At 65.2% G+C, this 21,342-nt stretch carries 16 protein-coding genes; all 16 read right to left on the reverse strand.

All coding sequences use genetic code 11. The features are described 5' to 3' along the window. Positions 1 to 241 precede the first annotated feature (241 nt). Positions 242 to 1,414 (reverse strand): acyltransferase family protein, encoded by a 1,173-nt coding sequence (locus tag NMB96_RS01575; protein WP_255086042.1) that lies wholly within the window; start codon positions 1,412 to 1,414, stop codon positions 242 to 244. Positions 1,415 to 1,535: 121 nt separating this feature from the next. Continuing rightward, positions 1,536 to 3,959 (reverse strand): alpha-N-acetylglucosaminidase, encoded by a 2,424-nt coding sequence (locus tag NMB96_RS01580; RefSeq protein WP_255086043.1) that lies wholly within the window; start codon positions 3,957 to 3,959, stop codon positions 1,536 to 1,538. Continuing rightward, complete coding sequence (gene galA / locus NMB96_RS01585) at positions 3,956 to 6,850, reverse strand: beta-galactosidase GalA (protein WP_255086045.1); 2,895 nt, start codon at positions 6,848 to 6,850, stop codon at positions 3,956 to 3,958. The genes NMB96_RS01580 and galA overlap by 4 nt, the downstream gene beginning before the upstream one ends. Before the next feature lie 165 nt (positions 6,851 to 7,015). Continuing rightward, positions 7,016 to 9,724, reverse strand: coding sequence for a TonB-dependent receptor (locus tag NMB96_RS01590; RefSeq protein WP_255086046.1), 2,709 nt, complete (start codon positions 9,722 to 9,724; stop codon positions 7,016 to 7,018). Between the two features lie 726 nt (positions 9,725 to 10,450). Then, the gene (gene gspN / locus NMB96_RS01595; RefSeq protein ID WP_255086914.1) at positions 10,451 to 11,134 is read right to left on the reverse strand and encodes a type II secretion system protein N; all 684 of its coding nucleotides are present in this window, start codon (positions 11,132 to 11,134) and stop codon (positions 10,451 to 10,453) included. A 32-nt stretch (positions 11,135 to 11,166) separates the two neighbouring features. Then, positions 11,167 to 11,643 (reverse strand): type II secretion system protein GspM, encoded by a 477-nt coding sequence (gspM, locus tag NMB96_RS01600; protein ID WP_023905118.1) that lies wholly within the window; start codon positions 11,641 to 11,643, stop codon positions 11,167 to 11,169. Next, entirely contained in the window at positions 11,640 to 12,728 is a 1,089-nt protein-coding gene (gene gspL, locus NMB96_RS01605; RefSeq protein WP_023905119.1) for a type II secretion system protein GspL, read from the reverse strand. The genes gspM and gspL overlap by 4 nt, the downstream gene beginning before the upstream one ends. Further along, on the reverse strand, positions 12,725 to 13,717 hold the full coding sequence (gspK, locus tag NMB96_RS01610) for a type II secretion system minor pseudopilin GspK (protein WP_023905120.1): 993 nt from the start codon (positions 13,715 to 13,717) through the stop codon (positions 12,725 to 12,727). The genes gspL and gspK overlap by 4 nt, the downstream gene beginning before the upstream one ends. Further along, complete coding sequence (gspJ, locus tag NMB96_RS01615; protein ID WP_255086047.1) at positions 13,714 to 14,337, reverse strand: type II secretion system minor pseudopilin GspJ; 624 nt, start codon at positions 14,335 to 14,337, stop codon at positions 13,714 to 13,716. The genes gspK and gspJ overlap by 4 nt, the downstream gene beginning before the upstream one ends. Then, the gene (gene gspI / locus NMB96_RS01620) at positions 14,334 to 14,714 is read right to left on the reverse strand and encodes a type II secretion system minor pseudopilin GspI (protein ID WP_023905122.1); all 381 of its coding nucleotides are present in this window, start codon (positions 14,712 to 14,714) and stop codon (positions 14,334 to 14,336) included. The genes gspJ and gspI overlap by 4 nt, the downstream gene beginning before the upstream one ends. Further along, entirely contained in the window at positions 14,698 to 15,141 is a 444-nt protein-coding gene (locus NMB96_RS01625; RefSeq protein ID WP_043889883.1) for a GspH/FimT family pseudopilin, read from the reverse strand. Before NMB96_RS01625 ends, gspI begins: the two co-directional genes overlap by 17 nt. Before the next feature lie 66 nt (positions 15,142 to 15,207). Further along, entirely contained in the window at positions 15,208 to 15,672 is a 465-nt protein-coding gene (gene gspG / locus NMB96_RS01630) for a type II secretion system major pseudopilin GspG (protein WP_023905124.1), read from the reverse strand. A gap of 28 nt (positions 15,673 to 15,700) precedes the next feature. After that, positions 15,701 to 16,897, reverse strand: coding sequence for a type II secretion system inner membrane protein GspF (gene gspF / locus NMB96_RS01635; RefSeq protein ID WP_023905125.1), 1,197 nt, complete (start codon positions 16,895 to 16,897; stop codon positions 15,701 to 15,703). After that, positions 16,884 to 18,371, reverse strand: coding sequence for a type II secretion system ATPase GspE (gene gspE, locus NMB96_RS01640; RefSeq protein ID WP_023905126.1), 1,488 nt, complete (start codon positions 18,369 to 18,371; stop codon positions 16,884 to 16,886). The genes gspF and gspE overlap by 14 nt, the downstream gene beginning before the upstream one ends. 4 nt (positions 18,372 to 18,375) lie before the next feature. Next, positions 18,376 to 20,454 (reverse strand): type II secretion system secretin GspD, encoded by a 2,079-nt coding sequence (gspD, locus tag NMB96_RS01645; RefSeq protein WP_023905127.1) that lies wholly within the window; start codon positions 20,452 to 20,454, stop codon positions 18,376 to 18,378. Continuing rightward, positions 20,451 to 21,269, reverse strand: a complete 819-nt coding sequence (locus NMB96_RS01650) for a type II secretion system protein N (RefSeq protein WP_023905128.1) — start codon at positions 21,267 to 21,269, stop codon at positions 20,451 to 20,453. Before NMB96_RS01650 ends, gspD begins: the two co-directional genes overlap by 4 nt. Positions 21,270 to 21,342: the final 73 nt, after the last annotated feature.

Consider the following 21,342-nt stretch of genomic DNA (forward strand, 5'->3'; position numbering starts at 1 on the left):
GTGCCGCCTTGGGTTTGGCCATTGCTTGTCCTCCGGACCGACTTGGATTCGTTAGGTCCAATATAGTACCAATTTGGCCGCGGCGCATCTGGTGGTGCCGATCCTGGCGAGAGGCAGCAACGGCCTGCCAATCGTAAGGTTCGGCGCGTTACACGGCGGCCAGCGCTGGCAGTCACTGGCGGCGACGCAGCGAGCGTTGACCGCGCCAGGTGTCCACGCCATCACTTGGCTCGCCGTGACCTCACAACCGCAGGTACCAGCGCCGCCGATCCATCCACCAGCCCACGCCCCAGCACAGCAGCGTGTAACTCAGTGCGCATAGCAGCGAGCCGAGCGGCCCCGGCGCGATGGTCTGGAACACGCGGATACCGGCCCAGGCGTACAGGTCCAGGCCGGAGCCGCCGGCCGGGAGCAGGTGCAGCACCACCACGAACAATTCGGAGAACAGATAGATCGCCAGCGGGTTGCGCCCCAGCACGGTGAAAAAGCCGCTGCCGCCGATCCAGCCGCGCAGCTCCAGCAGGTAGACCAGCACGCCCAGCGCCAGCAGATCCAGGCCCACGGTGCAGGCGACGAACGACCCGCTCCAGAGCTTTTTCGACAGCGGCCAGGCGGGGTTCCAGAGCAGCGCGAGCAGCACCAGGCCCACGCCGGCCAGCAGCAGCGTGCGCGTGGCTGCAGCGGTCTTGCCGCGGCGCTGCAGGAAGCGCCCGGTCAGATAGCCGGCAAGCACGTTGACCGTGGCCGGCAGCGTGCCGAGCAGGCCTTCCGGGTCGAAGCCGTTGTCTTTGCGATACAGGTGCGCGCGCCCGTACAGCCACAGATCCAGCCGGGTGCCGGCGTTGCCGGTCTTGCTCAACTCGGCGCCGGGCTGGCCGAAGACATACAACACCGCCCAGTAGCCCAGCAACAGCGCCACGCAGGCCGGCGCGATGCCGCGTGGCGGCAGATAGTGCACCAACAGCGCTGCGAGCAGATAGCACAAGCCGATGCGCTGCAGCACGCCGGTGAGGCGGAGTTGATCGATCGCGGTGAATGCCCATCCCCCATCGGGCTGCGGATGGAAGAACGGAAACCAATACATCAGCACGCCGCATAGGAAAATCAGCGCGGCGCGTTTACCCACGCGGCCGAGAAACGGCCGATGCGGCGTGTCTGTCGCCAGCGCGAAGCTCATCGCGCTGCCGACCGCGAACAGGAACGAAGGAAACACCAGATCGGCGAGCGTGAAGCCAAACCAGGCCGCGTGGGTCAGCTGCGCATACGCCTGCGCACCCGGCCCGGCGGTGTTGACCAGGATCATCAGGAAGATGGTCAGGCCACGGAAGACGTCCAGCGATAGGAAGCGTTCGCGCTTTGGCGTTAGCGTTGGCGATGCAGTGATCGCTGCAGCAGCGGGTGTTTGTTCGCTCATGGCAGTTCCTTGCCCAGGCACTGCAGGTGGGTGCGAGGTGTACGTTTGATGCCGATGGCTTGCGTGAGTGCGTCGCGACTGCAGCGGTCATGCATGCCGACGAAGCGCAAGACGGATCCACTCATTGGGCGGCGCCTTGGACAGTTCCGTGCGTAGTTCCGTGCGTAGTGTCGTGCATGGCGCCGTGCGCAATTTCTTGCACCTCGCCTTGCATGTCGCTTTGCAGAGCGCTCGGCACATCGTCTTGCGCATCCACCTGCGCCAGCAACGTGCGCAGCGAGGTCAGTGGATCGCGCGGTGGCTGGCGCTTCGGCACCGTGCCCTGCTCGGCCCATTGACGCTCCCACGCTGCAAGCTGTTTGTTGAAGGCCACTTCGTCGAACGGCGTGCCCGCCTTGCGCGCAGCACGGTAGGCGCTCAGAAAGCGCGTCCAGCGCTGCAGATAGAATTCCGCGTACATGCCTTGCCAGGCCTTGGAGGCGTAATCGGCCAAATTGCCGTCGCCGCCCCAGACGCTGACCTGCGCACGCGCGTTGCCGACATACACGCGACGTAACGCGGCATCGTCGCCCGCGGCAGCGGCCGCCTGGCCGGTCCAGTCGGCGAGGGTTTCGTGTTGGCCGCCGACCAGTGCATCCAATCCTTGCACCAATCGCGTCGTGCGCGCCAACAGCGCATCGCCGCGTGCGAAGTCGCCGGTGCCGTAGGCCTGCACCACCGCCTGCAATTGGCGGTCGGCGTGCAGGCTGAGGTAATGCCGCGCGTCTTCTATCAGATCGTAGCGGTACAACGGTGCATCGGCGTAGCGGTCTGCTTGCTGCAGTAGCGCGTCGATGGCGCGGCGCAGGCGTTGCGGATCGCCGGGGCGATCGTCGAAGCCAACGATGTCGGCAGTCGGCCGCTTGAATAGCAGATACGCGCCGGCCCGCTTGTTCCACCAGCGCGGTGACCAATAGCGGGTCTGGTAAATGCCTGCTTCCAGATCCGACCAGGACTGCAGCAATGCCGCATCGCTGTGTCCGTAGCGGGCGCGCGTGTACTGCATGAGCCACTGCGACCAGGACTGCTGCGGGCCTTCCCAGGCCAGCGCGTAGAGATACTCGTAGACCACCGAGTTGCTGTGCAAGCCTTCGGGAAACACGCCGAAGCCGCGCAGATTGCGTTTGTCCGGATCGGCCAGCAAGGCCTGCAGATCCTGTCGATAAAACGCGAAGTCGCCGTACAGCGGATTGCTGGCGCCGTAGTTGTGCACGTAGCCGTAGATCCATTGTTTGTTGTCGAAGGCCTGCGAGGCCTTCCAGGTGCCGGGATACCGATCGTTGCCGATGTCCAGCACCATCAACCGCACGTCGGGCACCTTGCCCAGAAACGCCGCGATCGCCTGCGGTTGCCAGAACTCGCGGTCGGCACCGAACAGCCAGCCCTGCATCACCCAGGTGGCCTGCGGATTGACCTGGGTGATGGAGCGATACAGCGCCTGACCGTATTCGGCCAGGCGCGCGTCGCGTTGCGCAGGCGGCACTGCCTTGGCGCGTGCGGCGTCGGAGTTGGCGATGCTGTCGCCGTACTTGGCCGCGGCCACGTCGCTGCCGTCGTCGGCTACTGGCGGCAGCATTTCGTTGAAGGCATCGGCCAGATAGAACTCGCCTGCGCCGTAGGTTTGCGTGTACAGCTCAAGGAAACGGCGCGCCACTTTGGCAAACAAGGGATCGCGCGGATCCAGCCAATAGGTTTCGTGAAACCCCTCCCAGGCGCGCATGCGATAGATGCGCGCGTTCGGATGTGCCTGTGCGAACGCCTTGGGCACATAGCCGGCAAACGCCGGCAGCACCGGTTGCATGCCCAGCTCGCGCATACGCGTCAGGATCTGCGTCTGCAGCACGCGTTTGCTGTCGATCCACTGTTGCGGCAACGGCGCGCGATAGCCTTCGATATTGCCCATGCGCTGCCACGGGGTGAACGCCGGGCCGGAGAAATACTCCGCCAATGCATCATCGCCCACATCGAACTCGCGCCACAGCGCTTGCCAGATCGCTTCCTGCCCTTCCATCGCCAGCGGCATGTCGATGCCGTGCAACGCCATCCAGTCGATCTCGCGCTGCCAGCGCGGCCAGTCCCAGAACGGCGTGGTGTAGCCGTAGGTGCAGGTATTGAGATAGGCGCGATGGGCAAACGGTGTGCGCACCTGGCCGCTGTTGTAGGTGGGCCATTGCGCCGGCAGTGCCACGCGGTCGCCTTCCCAGCTCATCGACGCCGCACCGGCCTGGCCGAGATACGCGTAGGCGCCGCGCGCCAAGGCCACTTGCGAGGAGCCGGCAATGCGCACCGTGTCGCCGCCGGCATCGATGCGATACCAGTCTGCGCCATCGCCGCGCGGCACCATCGTCATCTCGAACTGTGCGGCACGTGTGCCGATCAAACGTTGCACCACCGCCTGTGCGGGCGGTACAGCCAGCACGCTGACTGGAATGGCGAGCAACGCGCTCAGCAATGCACCAGCGAACAGGCGCGCATGCGACGAGGGTGAAAACGATAAAGCGATCATGGCGAGTTCCGATAATGCACGGTGACGACGTCGTGGAAACCAAATGGCTGATCGGCGGCGACCTGCATGATCACCGCCAGCGTGCGCGTACCGGCTGCGGGCGCAAGCGCCAACTTGATCGGCATGCCGGCTGCCGCTTGCGCCACCGCGCGGCCATCCAGAAAGACCTGTGCCGGCCCACTGAGCCGGCCCAGATCGAGCACGCCGCCTTGGCGCTGCAAACCTTGCCACGGCGTGAACTGGGTGCGGTACAACATGTAGCCGGCGCGCTCGGGTGCGGTTTCCAACGTACCGGGTAGCGTGTTGCTCCAGCTGTTGTTGTCGTTGGGGCGGCGCGACATATCTGGTGCCGGTGGCTGCGCGAATGCGGCAGTGTGGCGCCAGCTTTCGACCACCATCACTGGTGCGGTCACTGCCACAGCCGCTGGTAGCGGCACCGCCGTGCAGGCGATCTCGGCCACCGCATCTTGCAGTGCTGATGCACGCGCCTGCAGGCGTAGTACGCCGGCACCGCGGCCGGCCTGCACGATGGCCTGCGCCAGCCCGTTGAACAAGGCCACCTGCGTGACCTGATCGGGTGCGTGCGCATTTGGGTCGCCATTGCCCACGCCCAGCAGCCGGCCGCCGCTGATGTGCAGTGTCAGCGTTGCATTGCAATCGGGCACGTGGCGGCCTTGCGCATCCACCGCCTCCAAGGTCACCGGCTGCGCGTCGCGGCCATCGCCGCGTAGTTGCGCGCGGTCGGGCGTCAATCGCAGCGCAACCGCTGCGCTGGTGGTTTCCACGCGCGTGCGCGCCACCTCGCGACCATCGCGCCAAGCCACCGCTTCGAGGACGCCCGGCGCGTACTGCACCTGCCACTGATTCATCTGCGCGCGATCCACCGCCTGTTTTCCCAGCGAGCGGCCGTTGAGCCACAGCTCCACCTGCGCGGCATTGCAGAACGCCATCACCTTGATCGGCTGGCCTTCGCGACCCGGCCAGTTCCAGTGCGGCAACAGATGCAGCACCGGCGCATCGTCGATCCACAACGCGCGGCGCAACCAATACGCTCCCTTGGGAAATCCGCACTGGTCCATGATGCCGAAGAACGAGCCCACCGACGGCCATTCGAACGGCGTGGGTTCGCCGCGATAATCGAACCCTGTCCAAACGAAACTGCCGGCGACGAATGGGCGTTCGGCAATCAGCTGCCAGGCGCGGCGATGGGTATTGCCCCAGTCGGCGGCCAGGCTGTCGTCTTCGGCCACCACGTGTGCATTCAAATCGGTGAACCACGCACCGCGGGTCTGAAAGGCACTGGTGTCTTCGCTGGACAACATCGGCGTGCGTGGGCGCGCGGCATGTACACGGTCGTAGTTGTACTGCCGATAGTTGAAGCCGAGCACGTCCACCACATCCGCCGCGCCGCGCGTGGCGAACATGCCATCATTCATGCCGGCAGTGATCGGGCGGGTGTCGTCGAGCGCACGCACCGCGTTGGCCGCGCGCGCCATGATGGCGTAGCCGGTGGCGGTGCCCTGCAGCGGCTCTTCGTTGAGCAGCGACCACAAAAACACGCTGGGATGGTTGCGCTGGCGCCGCACCATCGTTTGCAACAGGGCCACGTATTCGGGCGCGGGGTTGAACAAGCGGTTCTCGGCCATCACCAGCAAACCGAGCCGGTCGCAGGCCTGCAGCAGTTCCGGCGCCACCGCGTGATGCAGGCGGATGGCATTGCAGCCCATCGATTTCAGGCGACGCAGGCGAAACGCATGCAAGGCATCGGGCAGCGCAACACCAACGCCGGCATGGTCCTGATGCAGGCACACGCCCTTGATCTTGAGCGCGCGGCCATTGAGGAAAAAGCCGTGGTCGGCATCGAAGCGCAGGCTGCGAAAACCGATCTCACACGCGACGTTATCGCTACGGCCGTCTTCGCCGCGCACGCTGGCCACCACGCGATACAGCACCGGCGCATCCACGCTCCAGCGCTGCGGCTGCGCGACCGATACGCTCACTTTTGCCTGCGCAGTGCCGAATGCAGCGACGCGTAGTTGCGTCTCGCCATGCGCCACCACAGCACCACGTGCATCGCGTAGTTCGACATCCACCCACGCCTCGGCAGGCTGCTCGCCACTGTTGACCAACTCCAGCTCCACCGGCACCTGCCAGACATCGCCCGGGCCTTCGCGCGGCACCGCTGCCAGGCCATCGCCGGCGATATGCAACGGCGTACGCAACACCAGCCAGGTGTGCCGGTAAAGACCGCCGCCTTCGTACCACCAGCCGTCCATGGCCTCGGCGTCGACGCGGATGGCGATGCTGTTCACTGCATTGCCGTAGCGCGCGACCGGCGTGATGTCGATGACCAACCCGTTGTAGCCGCTCCAGCTACGCGCCATCAGCATGCCGTTGACCCACACGGTGGCATGGCTGGCGATGCCGTCCAGACGCAACTCCACCGCCTGGCCGCGCGCCGACTCTTCCAGCCGCAGCGTGCGCCGGTACCAGGCGATACCGCGCGGCCGATAGCCTTGCGCGATATTGGCGTCGGCGCGCACCGGCTGCTCCACCACAAAATCGTGCGGCAGTTGCAGCTGGCGCCAACCTGTGTCGTCGAAGTCCGGCGCGGCCGCGCCCCAGGCCCGGCCGGCCTTGGCGTTGTCGTAGGTTTCGTCCTGCGCAAGCAGATGCGGGAACGGGAGATCGCCGGCGTGGAAGCGCCAGCCTTCGTCCAGATCCAGCCATTGGCCACTGCCATCTTTGACCGATGGCGGCGGAGTGGGACGCGGCTTTCCGATGCTGCCAGCGCGTGCAGTTGCAGCGCTCGCCATGCCTGGAGTCAGCGTCGGCACACCAAGCAACGAGGAGGCGCAGACGCTGCCAGCGAGGAAGTCACGTCTGCGCATGGCAGTGCCTGATCAACAGCGTTGTATGTGTACCCCGCGACAGACGCGCAGCAGCAACTCCCGCAGCATCTTTGGAGTGCGCCGCAACAGCAGCTGCAGCATTGCATTCAATGGGTGCTGCAGCACGCAGCCGTGCACACTGGCGCTGCGCCCCCTCCCCCGCCATCAAAGCATGTCCCACTGCATCGACAGGTAGTAGCTGCGACCGGTGACGCCAGTCATCTGCCAACGGCTGGTGATGTCCTTGTAGGCCTCTTCGGTGCGGTTGGTGAGGTTCAGGCCGCCCAGCTGGAAGCTCAACTTGTCGTTGACCTGATAGCCGAGCACCGCATCCAGCTGCGTGCGCGCCTTCATGGTGTGGCCTTCGCGCGCGAAGAAGCTGTCGCTGCTGTCCTGCTCGTACTCGCTGCGATGGTTGAGCGAGACGCGCGCCGAATAATGCTGGCTTTCCCAGTATGCGGTGGCGTTCCAGGTCTGCTCGGACAGATTGCGGATCTGGAATGCCGTATCGCGCTGCGGAATCACCCGGGTGAAGTTGGAGGTCACACCGAAGCCATCGATCGGCAGCCACGCATCCAGCGATTGTGTCCAACCCAGCTCGTAACCGCGGATCTTGACCTTGCTCGGGTCGTTGGTGGTGGCGGTGATCTCGTAGATGTTGCCGCCGCCGTCCACGCAATCGCCGGCTGCATTACTGGACAGCGCGGTGCCGTTGAACGCGCCTGGGCAGACGATGCTGTTGAAGGTGCCGTTCTTGATGTTCTTCCAGAAGCCGGCAACGGTGAGCGCACCACCGTTGCCGTAATACCACTCCAGGCTCAGGTCGGCCTGGTCGGCGGTCAGCGCCTTCAGATCGGTCTGGCCCTGGGTGACGATGAACGTGGTGGTGCCGCCGGTATTGGTGCCGGTGGAAATGGTCGAAGCGATGGCGGTGTTGCTGTCCAGGATCGGCCGCACCAGCACCTTGGCGGCGGCAAAGCGCAGCAGCAGGTCTTCGCGCATGTCCAGCACCAGATTCAGGCTGGGCAACCAGTTGGAATAGTCGTACGGCGCACGCGCGGTGCCGATCACCACGTTGGCGTCGTCGCTGGCCGCCTGCGCCTGGGTGAGGTAGGTGTCGGTGGTGCGTTTGGTGTTTTCATACCGCATGCCCACGTTGCCACGCAGACGCATGCTGCCGATGTCGGTATCGATGCGCGCCATCGCATAGGCCGATGAAATGTCGTTCTCGATGCTGTAGCTGCTCTGCGGTGCGAACAGCACCGGCACGGTGATGCCGGCAGCCGCCAGCGAGCGCGCGTAGGCCGCGATGTCCGGGGTGACCCAGCTGTCCTGCGAGGCGAGTTGTCCGTCGAGGAAGTTGCTCACCGTGCTGTTGGCGGCCGACAGTTCCGGGAACATGTCGAAGCCCGATACGGCACCGGTCCTGAGCAAATACAGAAAATCGCGCCGGCGCACATCGCGGTCGAAGGTTTCGCGGCGGTATTTGGCACCGAAGCGCACCGCGTTCAACGCACCCATATCCAGATAACGCTCGGCATCCAGTTGCAACGACCATTCCTTGTTGCTGAGCGACTGGATGCCGCCATTGGGATATTCGCTACGCACCAGATTGGTCTTGTCCCAGGCGCTGGCATCGGTGGCGTCGGCATCGGTGATCAGCGAAATCGCATCCGGGTTCGAGGTGTCCAGCAGCGTCGAGGTCGGCTTGCGGCCCAGGATCGCCGCGCGCTCGTTTTCGTCGGTCTTGCCTTCTGTGTAATTGGCCGCGCCACTCAAGGTCCAGGCATCGCCCTTCCACTTGAAGTCGTAGGTCAGCAGCCGCGTGGACAAATCGTGCTGTTCGATCTGGCGGTTGTTTTCCAGCCAGTAGTCCGACGCCGACACCTGCGTGGCGGTGAGCCCGTTGGTCTGCAGCACGGTCAGCGGGCTGCGCTCGAACGAGTACACCAACTGGTTCATGTCGTTGGCGGTCTTGTCCTGCGAATACAGCGCGGTGAGGTTCATTTCCAGCTGATCGCTGGGCTTCCACTGCAGCCCGCCATTGAACATCTTGCGGGTGGTTTCGCGCTCGATCGAGCGGTAGCGCGGGCGGCGCGGAATGTACAAGGTGCCGGCGTCGGTTTGCTGCGTATACCAGCGGTCGATCCACAGATAATCGGCGCGATCCTTGAGCTTCTGATACCCGGCGCTGAGGAACACGCCCAGATCGCCACCCCCGAATTTGAACTGGTCGATATAGGTCAGCACGCCCTTGGGCGTGGGCGCGCCGCCGGCAAATTCAGCGTATTGCGCCTTGGCCGAAAACAGCAGCTTGGTCTGCTTGTAGTCCAGCGGTTTGGTGGTGTTGATGTTGACCGTGCCGGACAAGCCACCGGCATCCATGTCGGCCGACGGCGACTTGATCACCTCGATCCCGGCCGCCACTTCCGGCTGGATGATGTCGTAGCGGAAGCCATCGGTGAAATCGGCGCTCTTGATCACCTGGCCGTTGATGGTGGTGGCCGAATACTGCGGCCCCAGGCCACGCACGCTGATGGTGGAACCGCGCCCGTTGATGGTGGAGATCTGCACACCGGGAATGCGCTGGATCGCCTCGGCGATGTTTTCGGCGGGAAACTTGCCGATGTCCTGCGCCGAGATGCCATCGGTCATGCGCACGTCGTCGCGCTTGTTGTCCATCGCGGTGATCAGGCTCTTCTGGTACGAACTGGTGACCTTGACCGTATCGAGCTGGGAAATCTGCGCAGCGTCTGCAGGCGGCGACTCCTGCGCCTGCGCGCTGGCGCCGCAGGCAAGCAGCGACAGCGCGATGGCGATGGACAGCGAGGAAGGCGAACAACAACGCAACGAGGCACGCGAGACAGGTGACATGGGAGATCCTGAGGTGGAATGGCTGGACGACGACGCGACTGGCATTCCGATCGATCAGCGATGACAGATCCCGGCGTTGGGCAACCCACCCACACGCGCACAGGCCCCCAGTCCCGGACATCCGGAACCGCCTGCGATCTGTTGTTTGAGACACACCCCGTACGGCCCCCCGTGGGTGCCGATGCCGCCTCCCTCCCAGGACGGACATCGCGTGCCATTGCTGATCAACGGCCCTGACTGGCAAATACCAATTCAGTGGATTTGATTCTTATGGTCTTTAAAAGATTCTGTCAACAGTCACTGTCGAAAGTGTTTGATCGCTCCTCGTGACTGGAGCCATATCCTTTATTCAAGGGTTTTTATGGGTGCGCTAAGGATCATTCGGGTGCATCCCGGGTATCGTTGTCACAGGACCAGTCAATGACCAATTCGCCATTACCAGACCAATTTTGTTCCAGGCGAAATGTGCCAGACGCACCGCATTCGCTGGAAGCTGCGTCACAGTCCATATTCAGGCGTTCCTGCGTGTCGAAAGCGGCGTCGATGTCTCACCAACGCAACCAGCTGACGGCAGCAATGACTAGAGGCGGCGCTACGCCGACAACGTTGTCAGCAGGCTAGCTGTGCGCGCCATTAAATCGGCCTGGACGAAGACACAGGCCATCACGCATGCACGCTAATGGTGCAGAAGACCGATCACCCGATGCCTAAGCTGCGAAGCCCCGCTCAGCGCAACTGCCCCTGATCGATGCGCAACAACGTGCGCTCGGGCGTGGCGGTAAAGCCCAGCAGTTGCAGGCCCACGCCCAGCACCGCGTCCTGACCGGGATCGACGCGCGACTGCAGCTGCCAGCGTCCGTCGCGCCACAGTTGCAGCTGCGCGTTTGCCTGCACGCCTGCAGGCAGCGCGGCGTCCGGCAGTAGTGTCAGCACTGCGGTGTCGTCCACGCACACCGGTTGCCCGGATAACCGCAGCGGCGGCAAACCCGGCAGCTCGCCCGCCCCACTCGGCAGCAGTTGCAGGCTGACCCGCCCGCGTGCGTGCACGCAGCGGGTGGCATCGAACAGCAGATCGACCTGCTGCAGTTCCAATGCCAGATCGATCAAGGTCATCCCCGCAGGCTGGCGTACCAACAACTGCCCCTGCGCATCGCGAATGCCGTGTTGCGTGCCATCCACCAGGTGCACCTGCAGCTGCGTGGTCTGCAGGTGCACCTGGCGCTCGCCACGCAACAACGGCAAGACGCGTGGCCGCACCGCGACATCGCCGAATGCGATGCCCTGCCATTGCACCTGCCGCAACGTGCCGGCCCACACCGGCCCTTCCACGTCCAGCACCGAAAACGGCAGCCCCTCGCGTGGCAGTACCAGGCGCAGTGGCAGCCATGCCAGCAACGCGACCAATAACATCAGTGCAAATACCAAAATCCAACGCGTGCGCGTCACGGTGCGGGCTCCGCAAATCCGCAGCGTACCCGCAGTTGGCCCTGGTCGCGCACGATGCTCAACTGTGTCGGTGCCAGGCCATGCGCTTGCCGCAACCGTTCCAGCCAGGCGAACAAGGTGGTGGCGCTCACCGCATCGATCTGCACCTCCAACCGGCCCGAAGCGCTGCGCTGTTGCGAGGTGATGCCGACACCGGCATCGCGTGCGCTGCTTGCGATGATCTCGGCCAGCGCCGCTGTGCCCGCTGAGGTGGGACGCTTGGTTGCCGACGTCTGCGCGGATGCATCCAGTACCAGCTGCGCCGCATCTGCGTAACGCGCCTGCGCCTGTACACGCCAGTGCCGCAGTGGCAGGTAAAGCGCATACCAACCGACGAACGCGGCCACTGCGGCGCACATCACGCCCAGCATCACCCGCTCGCGCGGCGCACGCGTCTGCCACCACTGCTGGCCGCGCTGCAGACCTGCACTCATCGCAGCGGCTCCAGCACGAATGGCGTGCGCAGGCGATCGTCTTCGCTCTGGCCGGTGCCTGCTTGCACGTGCCATCCTGCCTCTGCCAGCCGCGCGGAAAGTTGCTGCACGCTGGCGGCATCGGTATGCAGCAGTGTGGCCCGAAACGGCTGTGCGGATTGATAGTCGAGTTGATCCAGTTCGGCAGCGGGAATGGCTTCGACTGCGGCGAACAAGGTACCGAGCTGCACCGCCAGGGTATCGACCGCTGCGCCAGCATGCCGGCGAGCCTGCAGCGCTGCCGGCACCGCCGCTGCGTCGTGCACGCCCAACTGCGCGGCGGCGCGCGACTGCAGCATGCGCGCACCGATCTCGTAGCGTAGTGTCTGCGCCAGCATCAGCAACAGTGGCGACAGCAACACCAGCGCGGCCAACGCTGCAAGACGACGCGGCGTGACCATCTGCGCAGTGGCCGGCTTTGCAGCGAATGCCTGCTGCAACAAATTGATCGGCGCGCGTGTGGCGCATCGCGAAAAGCAGGCAATCGCAAGCGCAGGATCGGTCGTTGGCGGCTGTAGCGGTGCGCGCTCGCCCAGCAGCATGCGTGCAGCCTCGGGCTCCAGGCTGCAGGCCAGGCCTGCGGCACGGATCAGCCAACGGCCATCCCAGTCCATCACTGCCGCCGCACCGTCAGCGCCGGGCGCCAGCAACAGGCAATCTGGCACCACGGCATCGGGGGTGACATCTAGCTGCGCTGCGCGCGCCAACCACTGCTGCATCACCGCGCTCTCCACCGCAGCCACCAGGCGCGTGCCATCGGCTTCGGCAGTCTCGGCGATCACCACATGCAAGGTCTGCGTCTCCACCGCCAGATGCTCGGCCAGTTGCAGGCGTGCGGCGGCTATCGATTGCGCGGTGCTGCGGCCCGGCAATGTCAGCCAGCGCAACTGCACGTCCACGCCCGGCACCACCAGCACACAGCGTGCAGACGCTTCAAACGGCGCGCTGGCTACGCGTTGCGACAGCACCTGGCCATGCGCATCGACGCGCACGGCAATGGCTTGCGCAGTGGCATCGGTGGTCAGCAACAGCAAGGTGGTACTCATTCGTCGGAACTCCATTGGCGTGCCACCAGCCGCACACGCCCCGCAGGATCTTGCTGCAACAAGGCATCCAGCATGACCTGCGCGCCGGCATGGTCGACCTGGCTGTAGAGGGAGAAATAGCTGGTGCGTAGTGCGAATTGTTCCAATACGGCGTTGGAAGGCTCGGCCTGTATCAGCGCAGGCTGGCTCAGGAACGTCTTGGCGTCGCGCCATCCTCCGGCCGGCCGCGCGGCAATGACGCGTCGCGCAGCTGGCAGCTCCAACGCGCCTTCGGTGAGCGCCACCAACACCGGCGCATCTTCCAGGCTGAGTGTATTGATATTGATCGGCGACAAGCGCCCCTCCGGCAATGCACACAGATACGGCCGCAATTGCGCGATCACCTGCGGCGTATAGCCGGCGATGGCGCGCAGTTCGCTGACGCCGGCCAGCAAGGTCGCCCCGGTGCGCAACGGCACTGCCGATTGCAGGTAGCGATCGTCTTCGGCGCCCTGCGCACCGGGCTGGCTGTCGCTGTCGATCCAGTCCACCAGCGCATCGCTCAAGGCCTGCGCCTGTTGCGGCGCGATGCCGAGCACCTGCAGCAACGCGATGTATTGGCGTGCACCGTCGTCGTTGCGTTGCCATTGCTCGGGAGCACCGGCGACCACACTGTTGAGATTGAAACAGCCGCCGCGATCGCGCAGACGCACGCTCACCGCGCCGTCGTCCAGCGGGAAGGTGATCGGTTGATCGTTCCAGCCGCCCTCCAGCGTTGTGCGCATCGGGTCGCGCCTGGCCAATGCCTGCAGACGTTGCCGCGCAATGGTTTCGGTGCCCAGCGCGTACCACTGCGCCTGCGTCATCGCCTCGCCATTGCCGCTACGACGCAGACCGGAGCGTAGATCGTCCAGCACCGCCACCATCAGCAGCGTCATCACTGCGACCAGCAACAACACCGTCAGCAGTGCGACGCCGCGTTGCTGCCTACCTGCGTTCAAGGCTGTCATCCGCGCCCCTCCGGCAGCACGAACAGCTGGCGTACGCGGCCCCATTGCTCCAGGTCCAGCTCCAGCGAGATCGCATCCGGCAGTGCCTCGAGCCCGCCGCTCCAGCCATCGCTCCACTGCGCGCGATAGTGAAACTCCACCACCGCCGAGCGCACACCGCGCAGCACCACCTGCGGCGTGCCGGCAACTGCGCCATCGAGTACGGGGCGTGCACTGCGCTCGAGGCGTCCATCGACCACGCGGTACTCCACATACTGCAACGACGCACGCGGCGCCTGATCCGGGTTGCTCCAACCGCGCCGCACAAAACCGAACAAGGGCCCGGGCGCACCGGGCGGGCTTGCGACGAACGCGGTGCGTGCAGCACCGCCCTCGCTGTTACGCGTGCGCCGCACAGCGGCCTGCTGCAAATCGCTACGCAGCAGACCATGCGCAAGTTGAAACTCGCGAATCTGCTGCAGGCGCGCACGTACCGCATCGCGCTGATCGATGCTCTGTCGCATCACCACCACTGCCGCGACCGCCACCAGTGCGAACACCGCCAGTGCGACCAGCAGCTCGATCAAGGTGAAGCCGGCACTGTCACGGGTGCACAGTGCGGCACGACGTGCGCGGATCATTCGGCGCTCCGCAAGACGCTGAGGCTGGCGATTTCCTGCGCCTGCGCTGCGGCCCGCACCTGCACCTGGATCCGCACAATGCCTGCGCCGCCGGCCGGCATCGACTTTCGCTGCCAGTCCCACCTGCGGCCACCCAAGGTCTCTTGCCCATTCGCCGGTGCCAGCGCTGCGGCCGTGGGCGCGAGCATCGCTTCGATTGCCTGATTCTCTGCAACCACCGCAGCCAACGCACGCTCTTCCAGCACCACGGCAGTGCGCGTGCTTTCGCCGGACAAATTCAGCAAGCCAACCACGGCCATACCGAAGATCGCCAGCGCGACCATCAGTTCGAGCAGCGAAAATCCAGCGCTGTCATGGCGATTAGCGTTGTGGCGCATCGACCCGCACCACGCCGGCTGCATCCACCAAGACCTGCACCCGCTGTTGACCGTCAGCCAGCGCGATGCGTTGCGGCGTCGCCGCGCCGGTAGGATCGAAACGCACGCTCACTTGCGTGCCGCCAACCGGCAATGCGGTCTGCACGCCATCCGGCCAACGCATGGCAACGAAAGGTTTTTCATCCAGTGGCACCCAACGCTGCTGCACCTGGCGTCGAAACGCATAACCGCCTGCATCGACAGTCACCTCGACCATACGCAGGCTCAGGATCGCCTCGTCGCGTGCGTGCAGCAGGGCGCTGGCCAACGCATCGGCCTGGTCGTGCAGATCGCGCCGCGTATCGGGCAAGGTCATCACCACCAAGGTGCTGGCGAGTGCGGTGATCACCAGCACCGCGAGCAGTTCGAGCAAAGTGAAGCCACGCATGCCCGCGCGCGGCGCGCGTGCGGGCACATGCTTAACGATGGTCGGTTGCCCAGACATTTCGGCAACTCAGCGCCAGTTGCCGATATCGGCATTGTCGGCGTCGCCGCCTTCCACGCCATCGGCGCCGAACGAGTACACATCGAAGCCACCACTGCGGCCCGGGCGACGGTACTGATACGCGTGGCCCCACGGATCTTCCGGCAGGCGGCGGATATAGCCACCCTGCCGATACCGCTCGGGCCGGGTCAATCCGCTCGGCGCGTTGAGCAGGGCCTGCAAGCCCTGTTCGGTGCTCGGGTAGCCGAGGTTGTCCAGCCGATAGGTTTCCAGCGCCTGCTCCAGCACCGCCACGTCGGCACGCGCTTTTTCGACCATCGCGCGGTCCTGGCTGGGCATCACGTTGATCATCACCACCGTGGCGAGCAGGCCGATGATGACGATCACCACCATCAACTCGACCAGGGTGAAGCCGCGCATGCGCCCGTGCGATGTGAGCGAGCCGATGCGTACGCGAGGATGGATGGACTGCATGAGGATCTCCAAGGATAGGCGGCCGCGCTCAACCAAGCGCGAGGGTGTTGAATTGCAGGATGGGCAGCAGGATCGACAGCACGATCACCGCCACCACGCCGCCGAGCAGCACGATGATGGCCGGCTCCAGCAGGCTCATCGCCGCGGTGGTGAACGACTCGAATTCGCGCTCCAGATAATCGGCGGCGCGTTCCAGCATCGGCGCCAGGCGCCCGCTGTTCTCGCCGCTGGAGGCCATGTACAACAGCGTCGGTGGAAACACGCCCGCCCGCTTCATCGCCGCTGCCAGACTGCCGCCCTCGCGGATCGCGGTGACCATGTTGTCGGTAGCCAGCCGCAACGCGCGGTTGTCGACGGTGCGCGCGGCGATCATCAAGCCTTCCATCAACGGCAGCCCGCTGTTGACCATGATGGCAAGGGTGCGCGCCATGCGTGCGGCATGCAGATCGCGGATCAACCGGCCGAGCAATGGCGCACGCAGCACCGCGCGGTCGGCGGCCAGGCGCAGCTCCGGGCGCCTGAGCAACCGCAGCGCCGCGATCACCGCAATGACCAACGCAATCAGCAACGGAATGCCTGCATGCAACAGAAAGTTCGACACGCCAATCACCATGCGCGTCAGCAACGGCAACGCACGCCCCATCGAATCGAACTGGTCCACCACCTTGGGCACCACGAAGGTCATCAGCACGATCACCACCGCACCGGCGGTCAAGGCCAACGCCGCCGGGTAGACCAGTGCAGACTGCAACTTGCTGCGCACCTGCGCCTGCCGTTCCAACAAGTCCGCCAACCGCTCCAGCACCTGCGGCAACGCACCGGCGCTTTCGCCCGCGGCCACCATCGCGCGATACAGCGGCGGAAACGCGTTGCCCTGGCGCGTCATCGCATCGGACAGACGAAAGCCTTCAACCACCAGCCCGTGCGTCTGGCTGGTCACCCGGCGCACGCCGCGGCGTTCGGACTGCGTGCCGATGGTGCGCAGCGCTTCTTCTAGCGGTGCGGTCTCCACCAGTGTGGCGAGCTGACGGGTGAACAACACCAGATCCTTGCCGCTGAAACGCGCCGGGCGCACGCTGCTGGTCGCTACCGCCGCCTCCACGCGCACCGGTACCCACTGCCGCTGTTCCAGTTGCGCACGCGCACTGTGCGCGTTGTCGGCAGTGATCACGCCCTGGCGGCTGTACCCGTGCAGATCGAGCACGGTGTAATCAAACCGTGGCATGTGCATCGTCCTGCTGGCGGGTGACGCGCAGCGCTTCCTCCAGTGTGGTGAGACCTTGCAGCACCGCCGCGCGCGCGGCATCGCCCAGGCGCGGCGCGCGTGCGAAGGCCACCGCCGCTAATGCATCTTCGTCGGCGTTGTCGCCGATCAGGCGGCGCATTGCATCGTCCACCGCGATGGCTTCGTAAATGCCCACGCGCCCGGCATAACCGCTGTGATGGCAGGCTGTGCAGCCCACCGCGCTGTAGATCGTTGCCGCGTCCGTGGCATCCAACATCTGGCGCGTGCCGGCATCCAGCGGGCGCGGTGCGCGGCACTGCGTGCACAGGCGCCGCACCAGCCGCTGCGCCAGAATCAATCGCAGGCTCGATGCGAGCAGAAACGGTTCGATGCCCATATCGCGCAGGCGCGTGACCGCGCCCACCGCATCGTTGGTGTGCACGGTGGACAGCACCAGGTGGCCGGTCAAACTGGCCTGCACGGCAATCTGCGCGGTCTCGGTATCGCGGATCTCGCCGATCATCACCACGTCCGGGTCCTGCCGCAGGATCGCGCGCAGGCCGGCCGCAAAGGTCATGCCGACACGTGCGTTGACCTGGGTCTGGCCGACACCATCAATGGCGTATTCCACCGGGTCTTCCACCGTGAGGATATTGCGCGAACCATCGTTGAGCAGGCTCAGCGCCGCATACAGCGTGGTGGTCTTGCCCGAACCGGTCGGGCCAGTGACCAGCACGATGCCGTTGGGCACCTGCAAGGCGCGCTGCACCGTGTGCATCACCGCCGGCGGCATGCCCAACTGTGCCAACGACAGCGTGCCCCGCTCCTTGTCCAGGATGCGCAGCACCACGCGCTCGCTGCTGCGCGTAGGCAGCGTCGAGACACGTACATCCAACGCCTTGGCGCCCATCACCAACGACACGCGGCCATCTTGCGGAATGCGTTTTTCGGCGATATCCAGGCGTGCCATCACCTTCACGCGCGACACCAGCAGCGGGGCGATACGCCCGGGCAAGGTCGCCGCTTCGCGCATCACGCCATCCACGCGCAACCGCACGCGCAAGCGCGATTCGTAGGATTCCAGATGCACGTCCGAGGCGCCCAGGCGCGCAGCTTCGGCAATGATGCCGTTGATCAGGCGGATGATCGGCGCATCGTCCTGGCTGTCGAGCAGATCGGCGGTGGGAATCTCGTCGATCAACGAATCCAGGCTGCCGTGCAGGTCCAGCGCCTCCACCTGCACGCCCTGCTCCATGCCGGCATCGGCGTAGATCTCCGACACATGCCGGTCGAAGACCGACGGCGCCAAGGTGCGTACCTGCAATGGCACACCGAGCGCACGCCGCAGCTCGATCAAGGCCTGCACATCGCCACCTTCGCGCAGGCCGATCTGCGCAGCGCTGTCGCTACCGAGCAGCACCACGCCGTGGCGCTTGGCGAACGCGTAGGAAATGCTGGCGCGTACGGCGTTCATGCCATCAGCGCTGCGCGGGACGCGCGCCGGGCGCAGGCGTTGTTGCCGGCGCAGGCACGGCCGACGATGGCCCGGCCGGCAATTGCGGCGGCTGTGCACGCAGATAGTCGCGCACCAGTGCATCGAGCGCGGCTTCCGGGTCGCCATCGGCCAACTGGCGATCGCGCAGATAGTTGTAGCGCGGTGCGGTCATGCGCTGCGCATCGGCCGCATCGCGGATGATGGTCGGGCGAATGAACACCATCAGATTGGTCTTGTCGCGATTGCGCGATTTATGCCGGAACAGCGCGCCCAGGCCGGGCACATCGCCCAGCAGCGGCACCTTTTCCACGGTCTGGCGGTCGTTCTGATCGAGCAAACCACCGAGTGCGACGATGGCGCCGTTTTCCACCACCACGCGGGTTTCGATCTGGCGCTTGTTGAACACCAGCTCCGAGGACTGCGCGCTGACCGGCCCGGCGATCGCCGAGACTTCCTGCTTGATCGCCAGCGTGATGCCGCCAGCGGTATTGATCTGCGGGCGCACTTCCAGCTGCACGCCCACATCCTGGCGCTGGATGGTGCGGAACGGATTGACGTTGGCGGTGCCCAGCACTTCGCCGGTGGTGATCGGCACTTCCTGGCCCACCAGGATGCGCGCCTGCTCGTTGTCCAGCGTCATGATCGACGGTGTGGACAACAGGTTGGAGCCGGTGTCGCTCTTGACCGCATCGATGATCATGCCGAACACCGCATCGTTGCTTTGCCCGGCCAGGCCGATCAATCCACCGCTCAAGCCCAGCAACGATTGCGCGGCCACATTGCGCGCCTGTTCCAACACCGAATCGTCTTCACCGTTATTGCTGCGCGTGCCGGCAGCCGCAGCGGCCAGCGGCACGATGCCCGGCGCTGCACCGCTGTATTGCGTGGCGATCAACGGCACCGTGCCATTGCGGCCGGCCAGCAGCAGCTGCACGCCCAGGCGCTTGGCGGCGGTGTCGGAGATCTCCACCACGATCGCTTCGACCAGGACCTGCTCGCGATGCACGTCCAGCTGCCGGATCACATCCATCAAGGCGCGCTGGGTCTCCGGGTCGGCGTTGATGATCAAGGCATTGGAGCCTGGGTAGCGCACGATCACCGGGCGCTTGCCGGCAGCCGGTGCAATCACCTGCGTCTGTGCACCACCGGCAGCGGCTGCCACATCCACGGCAGTCGGGCGCGCATCCTGCCCAGGCTGCGCCTCGTTGCCTTGCGTCTGCCCGACCAGCTGCTGCAACACCGGCAGCAATTGTTCGGCACTGGCGTGTTGCAGACGCACCACGCTGACATCGCCACGCCGCTCGGCGCGTCCATCCAGATCCACCGCGGTGCGCACCACACGCTGCACCAGTGCCGGGTCACCGCGCACGATCAACGAATTACTGCTTTCCACCGGCAACACCGACAGCACATTGCTGCGCTCGCCAGCCTGCCCGAACAGCGAGGTCAGCGTGCGTGCCAGTTCCTGCGCCGAGCTATTACGCAAGGTCACCGTGTCGATCGCCGCGCGGTCGGTGTCGATCTGCGCGACCAGGCCGCGCACCCGGCGCAGATTGTCGGCGTAATCGGCAATCAGCAGGCTATTGCCTTGCGGCATCGCCATGATCACGCCGCCGCGCCCGATCAAGGGTTTGAGAATCTCAGCAGCGCTGCGCGCATCTACGCGTTGCAGGGTGAACACCTGCGTGGCAAAGCCCAGGTTGCCGTTGGCCGCGCTGCCAGGCTGTTGCGCTGCGGTGTCGTCGGGAATGATGCGATAGGTCGAAGGACCGCTGGACACCGCGATCAAGCCATTGGCACGCAACACCGCCAGCAGCATGCCGAGCAGGTCTTCTTCCGACATCGCCTGCGCACGCGCCACATTGACGGTGCCCTGCACGCGCGTGTCCACGATGAAGGTGATGCCGGTGGCACGCGACACATCCTGGATGAAGGCGCGCAGGTCCACATCTTGTAAACGCACGGCCGGCGCATCGGCGGCATGCAGCGACACCATCGGCACGGCCGGCAGTGCTAACAACAACGTGGCTGAAAGCAGCCATATAGGGCGAACAGCGGTCATTGCGGGCGCTTCAAGGTCATGGTGTGGGTCTGGCCGTCGCGGCGGTAGGTCAGCGTGGCCGCCTGGCCATCGCGCAGTTCGTCCTGCAGCTCGCGCAGGTGTTCGGCATCGAGCGTGCGGCCATTGATCTGGGTCAGCACATCGCCCGGTGCCAGGCCGGCCTGGCGCAGCAATGCGCCATCGCCACGCGGCATCACGGTGAAGCCGCTGCCATCCGTACTTGCACGCAAGCCGGCGGTCGTCAGCAGTTGTTGCGGGTCGACAGCCGTGGCTGCAGCCGCGCCAGCCACTGTGCCGACATTCGACATCACCGCAGGTGCCGCGCTTGTCGCCGCTGTCGCGCTCGTTGCAGGCGATGCGCTCGACGATGACGACGCCGTGGACTCGACCAACGCCAGACGCCGCACGCCGTTGCTTGCACGCAGCAACACGTGATCGCTCGCGATCGCGTGCACCACCACGCCAGGCACCACGGCATCGCCCACGCGATACGCGCCTTGCTTGCCATCGCCATTGCTCAAAAACGCGGCCGCTTGCGTACCGCCTGCGCGTACCCCATGCAACACGATGCCGTCGCTGTTGCTCTCGGGCACGCTGCGATAGAACACATCGCGGCGCAGTGCGGGCAGATCCGCATTAACTAACGTGGCGACCTGGCCAGTGCCCAACGGCCCGATCGGTGTGATCAACACCCACAGCAAGCGCGCGCACTGCAGCGCCAACACCGCAAGCAGCACGCAGGCCACCGCAGTGCGAACACCACGCAGCGTCATCACGGGTTTCAAGGAGGGCAAAACGCGCTGCAAAGCGGACATCCGTCTCAGGATTGCGGTCGGATGACAGAATGCGGCAGCAATGTGTCAGTTCGAAGAAACCGATGACACATGC

The sequence above is a fragment of the Xanthomonas hortorum genome, from assembly GCF_024339125.1.
Classification (GTDB): Bacteria; Pseudomonadota; Gammaproteobacteria; order Xanthomonadales; family Xanthomonadaceae; genus Xanthomonas; species Xanthomonas hortorum.